Annotated in this window: 19 protein-coding genes, 1 tRNA gene and 2 pseudogenes; 10 read left to right on the top strand and 12 right to left on the bottom strand. The window is 58.6% G+C overall.

The window, feature by feature from the left end:
• Window positions 1–84: 84 nt before the first annotated feature.
• The 7 genes and pseudogenes from BB029_RS27400 (at window position 85) to BB029_RS34385 (ending at window position 5,610) form a co-directional block, all read left to right on the top strand.
• On the top strand, window positions 85–867 hold the full coding sequence (locus BB029_RS27400) for a transporter substrate-binding domain-containing protein (protein WP_065941591.1): 783 nt from the start codon (window positions 85–87) through the stop codon (window positions 865–867).
• A 52-nt stretch (window positions 868–919) separates the two neighbouring features.
• The gene (locus BB029_RS27395; protein WP_065941768.1) at window positions 920–1,648 is read left to right on the top strand and encodes an ABC transporter permease; all 729 of its coding nucleotides are present in this window, start codon (window positions 920–922) and stop codon (window positions 1,646–1,648) included.
• Window positions 1,645–2,355, top strand: coding sequence for an ABC transporter permease (locus BB029_RS27390; RefSeq protein ID WP_065941590.1), 711 nt, complete (start codon window positions 1,645–1,647; stop codon window positions 2,353–2,355). The genes BB029_RS27395 and BB029_RS27390 overlap by 4 nt, the downstream gene beginning before the upstream one ends.
• A 52-nt stretch (window positions 2,356–2,407) precedes the next feature.
• On the top strand, window positions 2,408–3,169 hold the full coding sequence (locus BB029_RS27385) for an ABC transporter ATP-binding protein (RefSeq protein WP_065941589.1): 762 nt from the start codon (window positions 2,408–2,410) through the stop codon (window positions 3,167–3,169).
• Between the two features lie 12 nt (window positions 3,170–3,181).
• The gene (locus BB029_RS27380; protein WP_065941588.1) at window positions 3,182–3,685 is read left to right on the top strand and encodes an Lrp/AsnC family transcriptional regulator; all 504 of its coding nucleotides are present in this window, start codon (window positions 3,182–3,184) and stop codon (window positions 3,683–3,685) included.
• Between the two features lie 32 nt (window positions 3,686–3,717).
• Window positions 3,718–4,752, top strand: a pseudogene (locus tag BB029_RS34390) (cache domain-containing protein); the annotation flags it as partial.
• A 93-nt stretch (window positions 4,753–4,845) separates the two neighbouring features.
• Window positions 4,846–5,610, top strand: a complete 765-nt coding sequence (locus BB029_RS34385; RefSeq protein ID WP_371914640.1) for a methyl-accepting chemotaxis protein — start codon at window positions 4,846–4,848, stop codon at window positions 5,608–5,610.
• Window positions 5,611–5,637: 27 nt separating this feature from the next.
• On the opposite strand, the gene BB029_RS27370 is transcribed toward BB029_RS34385, so the two are convergent.
• From BB029_RS27370 to BB029_RS27365, 3 genes and pseudogenes are all read right to left on the bottom strand, one after another.
• On the bottom strand, window positions 5,638–6,273 hold the full coding sequence (locus BB029_RS27370; RefSeq protein WP_065941587.1) for a LysE family translocator: 636 nt from the start codon (window positions 6,271–6,273) through the stop codon (window positions 5,638–5,640).
• Between the two features lie 212 nt (window positions 6,274–6,485).
• Window positions 6,486–6,608 (bottom strand): annotated as a pseudogene (locus tag BB029_RS33945) (transketolase family protein); the annotation flags it as partial.
• Between the two features lie 523 nt (window positions 6,609–7,131).
• A tRNA-Leu gene (locus BB029_RS27365) sits at window positions 7,132–7,218 on the bottom strand.
• Window positions 7,219–7,469: 251 nt separating this feature from the next.
• On the opposite strand from BB029_RS27365, the gene BB029_RS27360 reads away from it, so the two are divergent.
• Entirely contained in the window at window positions 7,470–7,907 is a 438-nt protein-coding gene (locus BB029_RS27360; protein WP_253489958.1) for a hypothetical protein, read from the top strand.
• Window positions 7,908–8,001: 94 nt separating this feature from the next.
• Entirely contained in the window at window positions 8,002–8,193 is a 192-nt protein-coding gene (locus BB029_RS27355) for a DUF2188 domain-containing protein (protein WP_065941585.1), read from the top strand.
• Window positions 8,194–8,238: 45 nt separating this feature from the next.
• Here the strand turns inward: BB029_RS27355 and BB029_RS27350 are convergent, their stop codons facing one another.
• Entirely contained in the window at window positions 8,239–8,520 is a 282-nt protein-coding gene (locus BB029_RS27350; protein WP_065941584.1) for a hypothetical protein, read from the bottom strand.
• A gap of 196 nt (window positions 8,521–8,716) precedes the next feature.
• Here BB029_RS27350 and BB029_RS27345 point away from each other — a divergent pair, with 196 nt between their 5' ends.
• A complete protein-coding gene (locus tag BB029_RS27345) occupies window positions 8,717–9,175 on the top strand; it encodes a GFA family protein (RefSeq protein WP_065927465.1) in 459 nt (152 codons plus the stop codon).
• A 2-nt stretch (window positions 9,176–9,177) separates the two neighbouring features.
• Here BB029_RS27345 and BB029_RS27340 read toward each other — a convergent pair whose 3' ends face one another.
• From BB029_RS27340 to BB029_RS27305, 8 genes are all read right to left on the bottom strand, one after another.
• Window positions 9,178–9,705, bottom strand: a complete 528-nt coding sequence (locus BB029_RS27340) for a DinB family protein (protein ID WP_065941583.1) — start codon at window positions 9,703–9,705, stop codon at window positions 9,178–9,180.
• 94 nt (window positions 9,706–9,799) lie between these two features.
• The gene (locus BB029_RS27335) at window positions 9,800–10,621 is read right to left on the bottom strand and encodes a hypothetical protein (protein WP_065941582.1); all 822 of its coding nucleotides are present in this window, start codon (window positions 10,619–10,621) and stop codon (window positions 9,800–9,802) included.
• A gap of 19 nt (window positions 10,622–10,640) precedes the next feature.
• A complete protein-coding gene (locus BB029_RS27330) occupies window positions 10,641–10,988 on the bottom strand; it encodes a DUF2493 domain-containing protein (RefSeq protein WP_065927468.1) in 348 nt (115 codons plus the stop codon).
• 65 nt (window positions 10,989–11,053) lie between these two features.
• Window positions 11,054–13,768: a magnesium-translocating P-type ATPase gene (gene mgtA, locus BB029_RS27325; protein WP_065941581.1), complete on the bottom strand. Its 2,715-nt coding sequence runs from the start codon at window positions 13,766–13,768 to the stop codon at window positions 11,054–11,056.
• A gap of 725 nt (window positions 13,769–14,493) precedes the next feature.
• Window positions 14,494–15,105 carry a LysE family transporter gene (locus tag BB029_RS27320; RefSeq protein ID WP_065941580.1) on the bottom strand — a complete coding sequence of 204 codons (612 nt, stop codon included), beginning with the start codon at window positions 15,103–15,105 and terminating at the stop codon, window positions 14,494–14,496.
• 84 nt (window positions 15,106–15,189) lie between these two features.
• Window positions 15,190–15,675, bottom strand: a complete 486-nt coding sequence (locus BB029_RS27315) for an arsenate reductase ArsC (protein ID WP_065941579.1) — start codon at window positions 15,673–15,675, stop codon at window positions 15,190–15,192.
• Between the two features lie 13 nt (window positions 15,676–15,688).
• Entirely contained in the window at window positions 15,689–16,972 is a 1,284-nt protein-coding gene (locus tag BB029_RS27310; RefSeq protein ID WP_065941578.1) for an arsenic transporter, read from the bottom strand.
• Between the two features lie 19 nt (window positions 16,973–16,991).
• On the bottom strand, window positions 16,992–17,348 hold the full coding sequence (locus BB029_RS27305) for a metalloregulator ArsR/SmtB family transcription factor (protein WP_065941577.1): 357 nt from the start codon (window positions 17,346–17,348) through the stop codon (window positions 16,992–16,994).
• Window positions 17,349–17,438: the final 90 nt, after the last annotated feature.

Raw genomic sequence — 17,438 nt, 5'->3', positions numbered from 1 at the left:
TCGCTAAATAATAATGAGTGTCACGGTTAATGCTGTCAGATGTTTACTGCCCTTAATCCAACTACAATATCTAGGGATGTAATTATGATTTCGCTAAAAAAGCTGTATTTAGTAATGGGCTTGGTGTTGTGCACAAGTGCAGTGTCGGCCAAAGAATACGCCACCTTGCGTTTCGGCGTAGATGCCAGCTACGCACCGTTTGAGTCCAAGGCCGCCGATGGCAGCCTCAAGGGATTTGATATTGACTTGGGCAACGCGATTTGCGCCAGGCTTTCAGTCAAATGCGTCTGGGTGGAAAGCGATTTTGATGGCCTGATTCCGGGCCTCAGGGCCGGCAAGTTCGACGGTATCCTGTCATCCATGACCGTGACGGCTACTCGCGAAAAAGCCATTGATTTTTCAAACGAGCTTTTCTCCGGGTTCACGTCTTATGTGTTCAAGAAGGGTTCGGGCCTGAGCGCGGATGTGGCATCACTCAAAGGCAAAACGGTTGGCTATTTTCAAGGCAGTATCCAGGAAGCCTACGCCAAGGCCGTGCTGGACAAAGCCGGGGTAAAAATCCAGTCCTATCAGAACCAGGACCAGGTGTATTACGACCTGGTCGCGGGGCGGCTGGATGCATCACTGCAGGACACGCTTCAAGCGCAATTGGGCTTTATCAAATCGTCCCAGGGCGCTGAATATGAAATGAGCCCGCCGGTAGAAAGCCCTTATCTTCCCTCTAAAACAGCCATCGGCATCGCCAAGGGCAATGCAGAGCTCAAGGCCTTGCTGGATAAAGCGATTCAGGCCCTGCATGACGATGGCACCTACGATTCGATCCAGAAGCAGCACTTTGGCGACCTGAATCTTTACAGCGGCAAATAACCACCCGGCGCTCGTCCGCTGGACGGGCGTTTTTCGCTATAGGTTGTTGATCATGTTCGAAACACTATTAGGCGCATTGGGGCTGTCTGCATTCAGCTTGCAAGGCTTCGGCCCACTGCTGCTCGAAGGCGCCTGGATGACCGTCAAGCTGTCCCTATCCTCCCTGGCGCTCAGCGTATTGCTCGGGCTGATTGGGGCCAGCGCCAAACTGTCCAGTCTTAGGCTGCTGCGCCTGCCAGCGCAGCTCTACACCACGCTGATTCGTGGGGTGCCCGATCTGGTACTGATGCTGTTGATTTTCTATAGCCTGCAAACCTGGCTGACGGTCATCACGGTGGCGTTGGGCTGGGAGTACATCGAAATCAATCCCTTCGTCGCAGGAATCATCACCCTTGGGTTTATCTACGGCGCCTATTTCACCGAAACTTTCCGCGGCGCCATGCTGGCGGTACCCCGTGGCCAGGTTGAAGCTGCTACCGCCTACGGGTTAAGTCGCACTCAGCGTTTTCGCTTCGTGGTGTTCCCGCAAATGATGCGGTTTGCCTTGCCGGGTCTTGGCAACAACTGGATGGTGATTCTCAAAGCCACCGCGTTGGTGTCGATCATTGGCCTCGCTGATTTGGTAAAGGCTGCCCAGGACGCAGGAAAAAGCACCTACCAATTGTTCTTTTTCCTGGTACTGGCTGCACTGACCTACCTGATCATCACCAGCGCCTCCAATTTCATCCTGCGCTGTCTGGAAAAATACTACGCCGCCGGTTCACGGGAGGCGGTGCGATGATCGAACTACTGCAGGAGTACTGGAGGTCATTCGTCTACAGCGATGGCCAGCAAATCACTGGTCTGGCCATGACATTGTGGTTGCTCAGTGCATCGCTTTTCATCGGATTTATCGTGTCTATCCCACTGTCCATCGCACGCGTGTCGTCCAGGTTTTATTTGCGCTGGCCGGTGCAGTTTTATACCTACCTGTTCAGGGGTACACCGCTCTATATCCAGCTGCTGATCTGCTACACCGGGATCTATAGCCTGGCCGCAATACGTGCTCAGCCTGTGTTGGATGCATTCTTTCGCGATGCGATGAACTGCACCATTCTTGCCTTCGCGCTGAACACCTGCGCCTACACCACGGAGATATTTGCCGGGGCTATTCGCAACATCGCTCATGGGGAGGTCGAGGCTGCAAAAGCGTATGGCCTTTCTGGATGGAAGCTCTACGCGTTTGTGATTATGCCGTCAGCCTTGCGTCGGTCGCTGCCGTACTACAGCAACGAAGTGATCTTGATGCTGCACTCGACCACGGTGGCGTTCACCGCCACGGTACCGGACATTCTCAAAGTCGCCCGTGACGCTAACTCTGCGACCTTCTTGACTTTTCAATCGTTTGGTATTGCGGCGCTGATTTACCTGGCGGTGACCTTTGCGCTGGTCGGTTTGTTCCGAATTGCCGAACGTCATTGGTTGGCTTTCTTAGGGCCGACTCACTGAGTCCTGTGTCTGACAGGGCCGCTCCCGAACTGCTTAGAGGAAGATTGCGAACATGTACAAATTGACGGTTGACGGGCTACACAAAAGTTACGGTACCCATGAAGTACTCAAGGGTGTTTCCCTGCAAGCCAAAACGGGCGATGTCATCAGCCTGATCGGCGCCAGTGGCTCGGGGAAGAGCACGTTCCTGCGCTGTATCAATTTCCTCGAAACACCCAACGACGGCGCCATGAGTTTGGATGGCAAACAGATCTGCATGATTAAAAATCATGCAGGATTACGTGTGGCGGATGACCGCGAGCTGCAACGACTGCGTACCCGCTTGGCCATGGTCTTCCAGCATTTCAACCTGTGGGGACACATGACCGTGTTGGAAAACATCACCATTGCCCCGCGCCGGGTGCTAGGCGTCAGCAAAAAAGACGCAGAAGATCGTGCCCGGCGGTACTTGGATAAAGTCGGCTTGCCTGCCCGTGTTGCCGATCAGTTCCCTGCGTTTCTTTCCGGTGGTCAACAGCAGCGGGTAGCGATTGCCCGTGCCCTTGCCATGGAGCCCGAGGTCATGCTGTTTGACGAACCCACCTCGGCGCTCGACCCAGAGGTGGTGGGCGAGGTGCTCAAAGTCATCCAGGGCCTTGCTGAAGAGGGGCGCACCATGATCATGGTGACCCATGAAATGGGGTTCGCACGCAAAGTGTCAAACCAGCTGCTGTTTCTTCACCAGGGACTGGTTGAAGAGCAGGGCGGACCTGAGATTCTGGATAATCCCAGAAGCGAGCGCCTGCAGCAGTTTCTTTCCAACGGGCTGAAGTGAAATGCCTTGGCTATGACCTGCGGAAGAAAGAACCACGGGGCCTCTGAGTGTTTGGGACGCATCGACGAGGCCATCGTCGATGTGCTGCGCTGCAACGGGCGCATCACCTATAAAAAACTCGCCTCATTGGTGCACTTGAGCGAGAGCCCTTGTCAGCAACGCGTTCGTAAGCTGGAAAGGCTGGGAGTCATCCGTGGTTACGGTGCGTTCATTGACGAGCACAAACTATCCCCCGGTTTGTTCCTGGTGGTTCTGGTGACGCTGGCTGAGGGCAGGGGAAGCAACACGCAAAAAGCATTTGAGGCCCTTATCAGTGCTAGCCCGCAAGTCATTGAGTGTCACCTAGTGAGTGGTGCACTTGACTACTGCCTGCGAATGCGCTGCCGGGATATGGAGCATTTCCGATCAATCACTGAATGCTGGTTTGAGAGCACTGAACTGCACATTGAGAAACTGGCGGCCTATCCGCAGTTGGCCGTCATCAAGCCTTCATCGATGCACCTTGGTATCGAATAACAACTACAACACTCCACGCCTAGGGATAAGCCATGATGATTGCGAACCTGAAGTTCAGTCATAAGGTATTGCTTGCGGCATCATTCGTTGTTGTCGCAGCGTTTTCGCTTTTTACGCTTTACAACGACTCGATTCAGCGCAAAACCATTCGCACGAACCTTGAATACCACCTTGAGGAAATGAGCAAGATCACCGCCGCAAGCGTGCAGTCCTGGCTCTCCGGGCGGATACTTTTGGTTGATCATGTTGCCCAGACGGTTGCCAATGATCCCGCACCGCAAAACATCACGCGGCTGCTGGAGCAGAGGTCGTTGCTGTCGACGTTTACCTTCACTTATTTAGGCAGTCGTGACGGTAGTTTCGTCATCCGGCCAAAGGACGACCTACCTGCTGATTACGATCCTCGCACCAGACCCTGGTATACGGACGCAATGACTGTCGGAGGGACCACGCTGACCGAGCCGTACCTGGACGTGACGACGGGCCAACTGATGATGACCATCGCAACGCCGGTCAGTCACGACGGCCAGCCGCTTGGGGTGGTAGGCGGGGATCTGACACTGGAGACGCTGTCGACCATAGTCCGCTCGCTCGACCTGGGTGGAATGGGATATGCCTTTCTGGTCAACGCAGATGGCAGGGTGCTGGTTCATCCCGAAAAAGAACGGGTGATGAAGCAATTGAACGATATTTACCCGCTGAACACGCCATCCCTTAGCTCTCATATCAGCGAGACGGAGCAGGACGGAAAACCTCAAGTTTTGATGTTCTCGCCGATCAAGGGACTGCCTTCGGTGAACTGGTATATCGGTTTGTGCATCGACAAAAGCAAAGCTTATGCGGCACTTGATGATTTTCGCACTTCCGCCATTTTATCGATGATTGTTGCCGTGGCGACCACGCTGCTTCTGCTGGGGCTGCTTATTCGCGTACTGATGCGGCCCCTGAGATTGATGGGTACAACCATGCGGGATATCGCCCAGGGAGAGGGTGACCTTACCCGCCGCTTGAGTGCGAACTCGAAAGATGAGTTCGGAGAATTAGCCGCAGACTTCAACCTTTTTGTGGAGCGCATCCAGCACTCAATACGTGAAGTGTCTTCTGCCACCGAGCATGTCAATGAAGTGGCCAGGCGCGTAACGCGGACCTCCAGTGCCTCCATGGCAAACTCGGACGACCAGGCCAATCGCACCAACAGTATTGCGGCCGCGATTAACGAACTCGGCGCAGCGGCCCAAGAAATCGCGCGTAACGCGGGTGAAGCTTCCCTTCAGGCGTCGGATGCCCGGTGCCAGGCAGAAGATGGCCGCGAGATAGTGACCCAAACGATAAATGCCATGGGCGCGCTCTCGGGGAAAATCCGTACGTCATGTAGCAACATAGAAGCTCTGAATGGTAAGACGGAAAATATTGGTCGGATTCTTGAAGTAATCAAAGGCATTTCCGAACAGACCAACCTGTTGGCACTCAATGCCGCGATCGAGGCTGCGCGGGCGGGTGAAGCCGGACGTGGTTTTGCTGTTGTAGCGGACGAGGTCCGCAGCCTGGCTTACCGCACTCAGACCTCAGCCCAGGAGATCCATTCAATGATTGCAGAGCTTCAGATGGGCGCACGTGAGGCGGTACTTACCATGAACGAAAGCGAACGCTACAGTAAGGACGGTGTGATTATCGCCAACCAGGCCGGTGAGCGGCTGGGCAGTGTCAGTCAGCGCATCGGCGAGATTGACGGAATCAACCAGTCGGTAGCGACAGCAACGGAAGAGCAAACTTCAGTTATCGACTCACTGAACATGGACATCACCGAGATCAAAACCCTCAACCAGGAAGGGGTGGAGAACCTGCAGGCCACACTGCTTGCTTGTGACGATCTTGAACGACAAGCCACACGACTCAAACAGTTGGTGGATGGCTTTCGAACTTAGGCCATCCCTGGAAGAGCAGGCATTGAATCACGCGCGCGAGAACAGCAGCTTAAAACCTGCGGCGCCAAAGACCAACGCAAGGGTGCCTTCAATCCATCGGCGCGCCCTGCGATAACCCCGAATCATGGGTGCCGTGGAGAAAACGATCGCATAACCGCAGAAAATAGAAATGCTCAACACGGCACAGCCAGCCAGGATGATCATAACTGTTTCAGGTGTCGCTTGTGGTCCCAGACCCAGCGTCATCGTGGCGATCCAACCCAGTAAAGCCTTTGGGTTGGTAAGATGCATAAGCAAGCCTCGTCGGTAGAGGCCAAAGCCTGAGATGGCTGGTGCTGCGGCCAGCGCTTTGGCAATTTTCTCGTCAGGTGTCAGGGCAGAACGTCCCGCTTTCAGGGCTAGAAACAGCAAGTATGCTCCGCCGACTATCTTGAGTACGAAGAGTGCCTGTGCGAATTGGAGCAGAATGGCCGAGACGCCTGTGGCGGCCATTGATCCCCAAAAAAAAGAACCACTGATGACTCCGGCTGCAAGCATCAGCGCAGGTTTTCTGCCTTGGTGCATGGCAACGCCCATGATTCGCATGTTGCTGGGGCCAGGGCTGGCAGCTCCCACAATGTAGGCTGTGAATACCAGCAGTAAGTGGTGCAGATCAAATGACATTGTTAGCCTCTGGAAGAATGCATGGCAGCCAGCAGCTTAAGTGGTTCCAACGTGCACGTCATTCCATCAGTTGCCCAAATCTGACCCGTTCGCCTCTAGTTCTTCTCGGAAATTTTTTTCGGTGCAGCCTTTTCAGGCATAACGCTTACCCCAAAACAGACTGTCGGTGTTCAAGGGGGATGATTCAGCCCCTGCAGTTTTAAATCCTATAATCAACCCTTGATCTGCACGCGCACAGCCTGGGGAGAAATACCGTAGCGATCGTGTAACGTCGGAAGCGCACCAACATCGAGAAACGTGTCCTGCAACACTATTTGTCTGAACGTCGGCGTAACCTGGCGTTAAAGGCTCTCAGGGGCGTCAAAGAACATTTTGACAGGGCTCTAGGGTGGTGTTTTCAGGTCGATAAAGCTTTTTTGGCCCCATTCGCACCGAATGTGCGAGCGATCGCGGATGGCGATCTCCGACGGACTCCAGTATGGCAGTGGCTGGTATTCAGTGCGCCTTTGTATGCTGTTGAGCAACCTGTATCTGGCAAACGGAATCGTCCCGGATTCTTTAGACACCTTGCAAGCTTTTCCACCGTTGGCTTGCGCTAAGAGAGAGACCTTCTCCATCAAAAAGGTTATAAGCGCGGTCTCGCGGTTTGGCTGTTCGAAAAGCTGCGTCAGATAGAAGAGTTGTAGTGTGCGACATAAGGGTACTACCTATTATCGAACTGACCTGTACCCCAGATCTTCCCCTTAAAAATGCCGGAATCACTTGGAAACCGACGGAACGCCATAAACGAAAAAACCCGCCAAGTGGCGGGTTTTAAAGGGTTCCATGGACTTTACTGGCTGTCAGTGGAACTAGAGATGGTGCCCGAACCCGGAATCGAACCGGGACGCCCTTACGAGCGGGGGATTTTAAGTCCCATGCGTCTACCAGTTTCGCCATTCGGGCGGTAGCGCGTTGTAACAGGGTTGGGAATATATAGATCCAGGCGCTTCGACGCAAGGTCGGTCTGCCGCTTTCTTGCATGGACTGCGCCTGAAAAAGCTTGGCAGATCAGTGGTCTACATCGGCTTTAACAGGCGAACCAGAGGATTCCTACGACACGGGAACAAGCGGCATAAATGACAGTCATAGCGATATGCCATCCCGGCAGTCTGGAAAGGAATCAGTTGATGCTCAGTGTTCGCAGGCGCTATTGGATGGTTATTGCAGGTGTCGTGGGACTGTTGGCCGGTACGGCACAGGCTGGGAGTGCGGTGAAGTGGGGGGATTTCAGCGCGTCAGGCGGTGATCGGTTGACGGGGGCTTCGCTGGAAGCGGGCAATCAGTATGTGTTGAAGGCGTCGAGCATTTCGGTGGGGGATATTGAACAGCTGCAGGCTGCGCAGAAACGTACCGAGAGTGAGGTACAAGGCCTGAAAGGCAAGCTGGAGGGGCAGGACCGCGCGTTCGATGAGTTCAAGCGCAGGGACGGTTCGAGCGCCAGTTCCAGTGACAGCCAGTTGGCGAGCCTCAAGCGCACGGTCGAGGATCAGAACAGCACGATCGAACGGCAGAAAAGCGATATCGACGGTTTGAAGCGCAGCCTGGATGATCTCAAGCGCAGCCTGGATACCTTGAGCAGTAAGGTCAAGTAGCCTGGCCGCCGCGACATGCGGTCGGTCATGAGCCTGGATGCGGGTGTAAGGTAGGGCGTGCAACGCTGGGAAATCTCAGGAAAGCGAGGTGACTATGAGCGCTCCACTGCTGAAGAAGCTGCATCTGAATGGGTACGACATCGTGCAGGTCAATTTCGGGCCATGGCGGGTGTGTACGCCCCAGGATCGGCTGGCGTCCTTCAATTCCCGTGAACAGGCACTGGCGTATGCCGCCACGTTGCCGGGTTACCATGCACGCAACAGGCCGGTGTCCAATGATGATTGATTGAAAACGAAGCCCCGGTTTGTCCGGGGCTTCTGCGTTTGTGGCTTATACGAAAGGCTGTGCGCCGAAGCCGCGGGGCAGGCGTTGCCGCCCTGGCAGGTCGGTCAGGCGCTGCGCCCAGGCACTGCGCCAGTCGGTGCTGGTGTGGGTCTTGGCCTGGCGTGAAGCGCGGCGTGCGGCGTTGCGCTGATTGCGGCGCGCTTGCTTGTAGGCATCGGTGTTGCGGCAGGTGCGGCACTTGACCCGATTCAGCTCGGTGCTGGAGGGCAGGTTATTGCCGTGATGGCCGCAGGCCAGATGCCCGGCAACCTTGAAGTGAATGACCATGTAAGCGTCTCCTTCTTATTGGGTACGCACATCGGTAAACCCACAATGCACGCGGGGAGGGCGGGGCTGAAAAATCCCGGCACCTGAGGTTACGACCCCATGGGCGCAGCAGCGTTCGGTTTTGCCCCTGGACCTGTTCAACACCCCTGCCTCGGCGCTACCCTGCCACGCCACTGATCATGAAAAGGAGTGTGTGATGAGCGTCGAAACCCTGCCCCTGGAAGGCAGTTGCCGTTGTAACCGGGTGCGCTTCAGCGTGAGCCAGGCGCCGGTGATTACCATGGCGTGCCACTGCACCGGCTGCCAGAAGATGACCGCCAGTGCGTTCTCCCTCAGTGCGCTGATTCCCGCCAGCGCGTTCACGGTGACCCAGGGTTGCCCGGTGGTGGGTGGCCTGCACGGGGTCGATCGTCACTATTGCTGCCCGCACTGCATGAGCTGGCTGTTTACCCGCCCCCATGGCATCGATGAGTTCGTCAACGTGCGTGCGACGTTGTTGGATAATGCCGCGGAGTACGTGCCCTTTATGGAAACCTGGACCCGCGAAAAACTGGCCTGGGCTACCACGCCGGCAGTCGAAAGCTTCGAGCAGTTGCCGCAACCCGAGGACTTTGCACGGTTGCTGCAGGCCTATGCCGAATTCAGCGCTCGCTGAGTTCAGTCAATCAAGGCGAGCAGGTCCGTATCGCCCACATCCTGCCCGGCCTGGGTCAGCAGCGTAGTGGCCTGGCCTCGATGGTGGGTCTGGCGATTGAAAAAATGCACCAGCAGGGCGCCGAACGGCTTGCTGGCCGCCGCGCCGCGCATGTTGTGATAGTGCAGGCGATGGTCGAGGTCGGGTTCGCGCAGGTTGTGCACCCAATCGATGATCAATTGGTCCAGCCAACGCCGCCGGGCGGCGAGTTCAGCCAGGTCGGCGAACGCCAGTTGCTTGAGGTCCGACGGCGCGGCGATGCTGTTCAGCGGCGCCAGCGCCGCGTAGCCGGCGGGGTGCAGGGCAAAGCGTTTGAGCCAGACGGTGTCGCCCAACGTGAGATGGTTGAGCGTGCCGAAGACCGAGCCGAAAAACGCTTGGCGGTCCACGCGCAACTCATCGTCCGTAAGCCTGGCAGCCGCGTCATAGACCTTGCGGTTCATCCACTGGTTGTAGGTCGCCAGCAGCGTCATTTGTTCGATACGGTCCACGTGCTTTAACCCTCGTTGGCAATGGTGCCGCCATCATAAGGCAATTACCTGGACGACCCGCCACGGCAACTGCACCTGGAGCAGCAGGCCAGGCCTAAAACCTGAGCGTCGCACCGGTGGTCAGCCATTGATTACGTTCACCGCCCAGGTCGCGCCCGAGCACCAGGTCGACGTCGACAGACTCCCCGAAGTGCAGGCGCGGCCCTGCTTGCCAGGCCTGGTCACCGCCTTCCTGGCCGTAACGTTCAGCGATCAGCGTGAGGGCATCCATCAGTTGATACTCGACGCCGGTGCCCCAGGTCAGGCGCTGGGTTGGCTCGCCGTCGTTGTAGGCATGGGCCCAGCCGGCATTCAGGTTCAAGCGCAGGGGCGCCAGCGGTTGCCAGGTCAAGGGGAGGGTGAAGTCGGCGCCGTCAAACCCGTGTCGTCGATCAAGGGCAAGATGCGCCCCGGCGGAGATCGCCATTTCCAGCCCCAGGTCTTGCCGTGACAGCACCTGTGCCTTGAGTTGCGGATTCACCTGGGTCTCGCCCCGGCCTGCGCTGTCGGCCCGTGACAGCGCCGCGCCCCACTGCACCGAAGGCAGTGCGCTGAACGTGCACGCGGGAGACAGCGTTGCCGTGTGCGTGTTGCCGGCGTGCCGGTCGGCGCTGTACCAGGCGTCGAGATTGCAGACACCCGGTGCGTTGATTGCGCCGTCATCGACCACATAGGCGCCACCGGCGGCATGGGCCTTGGACACCAGGGCGATTAACAGGATCGAACCCAGGGTGATACCGATAAACAGCAGGTTGCGCCGCAGCGCTCGCTGTTTTGCCGGCGGCAACAGCAGCAGGGTCTGGCGCGCGCCGCGATAGTGCCGCGCACGGTATTTGGCAAACCCGTCCGGGCGCTTCGGGGTGTGTTTGTTGTGCATGATGCACCTCGCTTGAATGTCAGTTCTCTACGGTCAGCACCGAAATGCCGCTGGCCCTGGCCTGGCAGACCAGCTCCGACGTGTCGTCACCACCCGGCAGCGCGATGACCACATCCGCGCGGCTGTCGGTCAGCATGAAATGGTTGCGCTGGCGCTCCGCCTGCTTGCCGTGGCGTTGCCAGTTGGGCGGGTAGCGCACCACGTCGATGCCGAGTTCCCGCGCCCAGTCCTCGATGGCGCTGCCGAGGAACTGGTTGCCGCCGTGGATCAGCACCTGCACCGGGCGCAGGCGGTGGTAAGCGTCCAGCACTTGGCGGGACTTTTTGCAGTCGGCGTAATGACGACCGGCACAGATCAAGACGCGCATGATCCTATTCCTTGTAATGCACGGTGGCGGCCGGGCGACCGCCACCGTTTAAACGGCGGGGGAACTCAGTACCACTGCTTGAAGCGGCGGATGTAGAGGGTTTTCATCAGTTGGGCCACGCAGCAATAGCTGAGCAGCGTGCCGACCAGCCACGGGAAGTACGCCAGCGGCAGCGGTTGCAGCCCCACCAGGGTGCCCAGGGGCGAGAACGGTACGTAGATGCCCAGCGCAATCACCACGCCGGTCATCATCAGCACCGGCCATGCGGCCGTGCTCTGGAAGAACGGAATCTTGCGGGTGCGCAGCATATGCACCACGAGGGTTTGCGAGAGCAGGCCCTCGATAAACCAGCCGGACTGGAACAGGGTCTGCATTTCCACGCTGTTGGCGGCGAACACGTACCACATCAGAGCAAAGGTGGTGATGTCGAAGATCGACGAGGTCGGCCCGATCCAGATCATGAAGCGGCCGATGTTCTTTGCATCCCACTTGCGCGGTTTGGCCAGGTACTCCTTGTCCATCTTGTCCCACGGCAGGGCCAGCTGGGAGATGTCGTACATCAGGTTCTGCAGCAGCAGATGGATCGAGAGCATCGGCAGGAACGGGATGAATGCACTGGCCACCAGCACCGAAAATACGTTGCCGAAGTTGGAGCTGGCGGTCATGTTCAGGTACTTCATGATATTACCGAAGGTTTCGCGGCCTTTGAGCACGCCTTCTTCCAGCACCATCAGGCTTTTCTCGAGCAGGATGATGTCGGCCGATTCCTTGGCGATGTCCGTGCCGCTGTCCACCGAGATACCCACGTCGGCATCCCGCAATGCCGGTGCGTCGTTGATGCCGTCGCCGAGGAAGCCGACGGTGTGGCCGTTGGCTTGCAGGGCCTTGAGCACCCGGGATTTCTGCAGCGGCGTGAGCTTGGCAAATACCGTGCGCTCCTCCACATGGCGCGCCAGGGTGGCGTCGTCCATAAGCTCGATCTCCACCCCCAGCAGCGGCCGGCCTGGCTCGAGGCCGACCTGGCGGCATATCTTGCTGGTGACCACGGCGTTGTCGCCGGTAAGGACTTTGACCGCCACGCCGATCTGCTGCAGGGCTGCAATCGCCGGGCCGGCGGTTTCCTTGGGCGGATCGAGGAAGGTCAGGAAGCCCTGGATCATCAGGTTGCGCTCATCGGCGGTGGTGTACTGCTGGCGGGCCAGGGCCTTGGGAATGTTGCGGGTGGCAACCACCAACACGCGAAAGCCGTCTTCGTTGTAGTCATTGGCGATCGCCAGCAACTCCTCCCGGCGCCGCTCATCCAGAGGCACGGCACTGCCGGCCTCCATCACGTGGGTGGCAATGTCCAGCATCTCCTCGACGGCGCCTTTGCACACCAGCAGATGGTCGTGGGCAGCGTCCTTGACCACGATGGAGAGGCGACGGCGTACAAAGTCGAACGGCAATTCATCGACCTTGCTGTAGGCAAACGGCACCTGGAACCTGGGGTTCTGCTCCGAGAACTGCACCACGGCCTGGTCCATCAGGTTTTTCATGCCGCTCTGGTGGTAGCTGTTGAGCCAGGTCAGGGACAGCACCGCATCATCGCGCTGGCCGAAGGCGTTGACGTGATGCTCGAGGATGATCTTGTCCTGAGTCAGGGTGCCGGTCTTGTCGGTGCACAGCACGTCCATCGAGCCGAAGTTCTGGATCGCGTTGAGGCGCTTGACCACTACTTTGCGCTTGGCCATCGCCGTGGCGCCCTTGGCCAGGTTGGCGCTGACGATCATCGGCAGCATTTCCGGGGTCAGGCCCACGGCGACCGCCAGGGCGAACAAAAATGCATCGCCCCAGTCGCCCTTGGAGAAGCCGTTGAGGAAGAACACGATCGGCACCATCACCAGCATGAAGCGGATCAGCAGCCAGCTGACGCTGTTCACCCCGCGATCGAATGCGGTCTGTACCCGGGAGCCGACAATCGCCTTAGCCAGGGAGCCAAAGTAGGTGCGCGGCCCGGTCGCCACCACCACGGCTTTGGCGCGGCCGCTGACCACATTGGTGCCCATGAAGCAGATGTTCGGCAGGTCCAGCAGGTTGCCCTGGTCGGCGGCGACCGGCCCGGCGGATTTTTGCGTGACGTCGCCGAGGGTGTCGTACTTCTCCACCGGCAATGCTTCGCCGGTGAGCACCGCCTGGCTGATAAACAGGTCCCGGGACTCGATCAGGCGGATGTCGGCAGGGATCATGTCACCGGCCGACAACTGCACGATATCGCCGGCCACCAACTCGCGCATCGGCACTTCGCGCAGGGTGGGCTGGCTGCCCACTTGCTCACGGCGCAGCACCGTGGCAGTGGTGCGGACCATGGCTTTCAAGGCTTCGGCGGACTTGGCCGAACGGTGCTCCTGCCAGAAGCGCAGCAGGCTGCTGAGCAGGACCATGGTCATGATGATGACGACCTTGGTGGGGTCGGCTTCTTCACCGTCCTGCATCGGCAGCCAGCAGTCGGTGAAAAAGCTGATGCCGCCCAGGGTCAGCAACACGTAGATGAACGGGTTGTTCAGGGCCTGCAGGAATTGCACGATGGCGTGAGGCGGTTTGTCATGGGCCACTTCGTTGTGGCCTTCCCGTTGCAGACGGGCAGTGGCGTCCACTTCGGTCAGGCCATCCTGGGTGGCGCGTACGTTGGCCAGGGTGGCCGACAGGCCGTTGTGGGCTTCGCGGGCGGCACGCATCGACAGTTTGGTGTCGCTGGCGGTGCCGGTTTTCTTCTGCAGTGGCGTGTTTTTTACGGCGCTCATTGTCTGTGCTCCTGTCGCCAATTCTCGACAAAACATACCCGGTACTTACCTGAATACAGGCGAGCGAAAGCATGCCGAGTCGCTGACTTCGCGATCGGTTTAAATAAGGTGCTTGGATAACTTCTACTGGCGCGTTAGTTATAAGGCGCGCAGCGAACTACAACTGGAAAGTTTCATAAAGAACTCCAGGGACTTAATCAGGAAGTTATTGTTTCAGCGGGATTGAACGGCGCGGGCGCTCAGCGCTATCCCAGGCTGAAAAGCGGCGGTCTCTGCGGGTCTTTGGGGGAGGGGGCAACGCAGGGCGTGCGTCGTGGCAGAAAAACCACGCGGGCATGGCAACGCTTGGCTCGCAAGGCTGCGGCCAGTGTGGGTACATCGGGCAAAGCAAGGGTTGGGAAGGTCATAACACACCTCGGGACCGGACGGGCGACCGGCGAGGCAGTTACGGCGGAGCATCAAGCTCCAGCGCAGCTTACCGGACCGGGGAGGCGAGTCCTGTCATGTTCTGGATTGGGCGCCCGATGCCCGCCAGGGCGGTGCTCGGACAGCGACTGGATACTGTGTCCATTGGCTTCTTTTGTGAGGGTTAAAAAAGGCCCCAGTTGCGGGCAGGGGCAATCTACTCAGGCAGTTACAAAATGTCAACGCATGATTAATTAAATAGCCCGGTGTTCAGAGTTCATTCAGACAAGAGGCACTCGAAAGTTGCCCGATATATAACTTCATACACCCTGTGCGGCGAGAGCGGCCAAATAGATCAATACCAAACCGCAGGCGCCATAACTGATGCGTTGCCACATGGGCGATGCGTTCTTGCGCAGCAGGTTCACCAGTGCGGCGATCAGAAAGCATGACAGCACCGAAGCCAGCATGAAGCCGGCGAAAAACATCAGCGTCTGCCCATGGCTGGGCGTGGCGCCGACGATGCCTGACAGCGCGCTGCCCAGTGCCCCCCAGTAGACGATGTTTTTCGGGTTGGCCAGGGAAATCGCCGCACCCACGGCCAGCGCGTTTTGCCGAGTACTGGCCGGCGCATCATCGGCTTCGGGCAAGTGCCAGGCGTCGATCAGGCTGCGTACGCCCAGCCACGCCAGGTACAGCGCGCAAATGATCGTCAGCGGCACGCGCACGGCGTCATGCTGGATCAACAGTGCGATGCCGGTGAGGCCGATCACAGCCCACACGGCATCGCCTACCAGCGAGCCAAACTGCACCAGCAAGGCGGGTGTGAAACCGTGGAGCAAGCCTCGGCGCAGGGTCTCCGCCAGCACCGCGCCGGGGGAGAGGCAAAACACAAAGCCGAATACCAGTGCGTAAAAAAAGATCGTCAGCATGCCCGCGTCCTTTCAGGAAAGTGCGAGAGCATACGCTGGCAGAGGGATGGGAATCCATATCGCCGCAGCGGATCCATCCAGCCGTTAGGAGGTGGTCATTTCCAGCAGCGCTATGCGCTCGAGTTCGACCTTCAGCTCGCCAGGGCTGAGGCGGGCAAAGGGCAGGGCGAAAAACGCCCGGCAACGGCTGGCGATAGTCTCCAGCGTGGCATCGAATGCCGCCTGGATGCTGGCCTGGTCACCTTGAACCTCCGAGGGATCTGCCAAGCCCCAATGCGCCTTCACCGCCGGCCCGAAATACACCGGGCAGGCTTCCCCCGCCGCCTTGTCGCAGACGGTAATGACCACATCCGGCGGGCTGCCTTCAAACGCGTCATTGCCCTTGCTGTACAAGCCTAAGGTGCTGATGCCCGCTGCCTGCAACGTGCTCAGGCTGCGCGGCAGGACCTGGCCCTTGGGGAAACTGCCGGAGCTGACCGCGGCAAAACCCTGCGGGGCCAGGTGGTTGAACATCGCTTCGGACAAGATGCTGCGACAGCTGTTGGCGGTGCACATGAACAGGACTTTCATTGCGGTTTCTCCGTTAGATGCTCAGGCGCAACGCGAGGGCGGCGAGGGTGATCAGCAGCACCGGCAAGGTCAGCACAATCCCGACCTTGAAGTAGTAGCCCCAGGTGATGGTGATGCCCTTGCGCGCCAGGATATGCAGCCACAACAGGGTGGCCAGGCTGCCGATGGGGGTGATTTTCGGGCCCAGGTCGCTGCCGATCACGTTGGCGTAGATCATCGCGTCCTTGACCACGCCCACGGCATGGCTGGATTCGATGGACAGCGCACCGATCAATACCGTCGGCAGGTTATTCATCGCCGAGGACAACAAGGCCGTCAGCACGCCAGTGCCCATGGCCGCACCCCACACGCCGTAAGTGGCAAAGGTATCGAGCCAGGTCGCCAGGTAGGTGGTGAGGCCGGCGTTACGCAAGCCGTAGACCACCAGGTACATCCCCAGGGAAAACACCACGATCTGCCACGGGGCTTCCTTCAGCACCTTGCGCGTGGAGATCTTGTGGCCCTTGGCGGCGATCACCAGCAGGAGCACGGCGCACACCGCGGAAATCGCGCTGATGGGAATGCCCAGGGGTTCCAGGGCAAAGCAGCCGATCAGCAGGATGCCGAGCACCCACCAACCGGCGCGGAAGGTGGCGCGGTCGTGGATCGCGCTGGCGGGGTCTGCCAGGTCGGCGGGGTCGTAGGTCTGCGGAATATCGCGGCGAAAGAACCACAGCAGCACCGCCAGGGTGGCGGCGACACTGACGACGTTGACCGGCACCATGACCGCGGCATATTCGTTGAAGCCGATCTTGAAATAGTCCGCCGAGACGATGTTCACCAGGTTCGACACCACCAGCGGCAGGCTCGCCGTGTCAGCGATAAACCCCGCGCCCATCACAAACGCCAGGGTCGCCGCCGGCGAAAAGCGCAGCGCCAGCAGCATCGACATCACGATGGGGGTGAGGATCAGCGCCGCGCCGTCGTTGGCAAACAGCGCCGACACCAGGGCGCCGAGCAGCACCATATAGGCAAACAAGCGCCGGCCACGCCCGCGCCCCCAGCGCGCCACATGCAGTGCCGTCCAGGCAAAGAACCCGGCTTCGTCCAACAGCAGGCTGATGATGATCAGTGCGACAAACGTCCCGGTGGCATTCCAGATGATGTGCCAGACCGCCGGGATATCCGCCAGGCTGATCACGCCACAGGCCAGGGCCAGGATCGCGCCCATCGTGGCGCTCCAGCCCACTCCGAGACCCTTGGGCTGCCAGATGACCAGGACGATGGTAAAGATAAAAATGGCGACTGCGACAAGCATGAATTAACGCTCCGGTGGCTCAGCAGCAGGTGCTGTCTCGTTGTGGTCTGTCGCCCATGGTATCCAGACGCTGTGTGTCCTTGTGCAGCCATGGCTGGTTGGCTTGCAGGGTGACGTCCAGCACCTGGGTCACCCAATCGGGCAGTGCCGGGTTGACGCGGTAGTAGATCCATTGGCCCTGGCGACGATCCAGCAGCACACCGCAACTGCGCAGTTGCGCCAGGTGACGGGAGATTTTGGGCTGGCTGTCGTCCAAGGCATGGATCAGTTCGCACACGCAAAGTTCGCCTTCACGCTGAATCAATAGCGTCAGGCGTGCGCGAGTGGCGTCGGCCAGGCATTTGAACAGGGTGGGCGGTGTAAGGGGATCCGACATGACCATTGCCTACATACATATGGAAATTCGAATATACGTATGTCCATATGTTTCGGTCAAATCCTGTTTCAATTGATATGGATCAAACCT

The sequence above is a fragment of the Pseudomonas sp. S3E12 genome, from assembly GCF_001702295.1.
In the GTDB taxonomy this organism is placed as follows: domain Bacteria; phylum Pseudomonadota; class Gammaproteobacteria; order Pseudomonadales; family Pseudomonadaceae; genus Aquipseudomonas; species Aquipseudomonas marginalis.
This window is presented reverse-complemented; position numbering and strand designations above follow the sequence as displayed.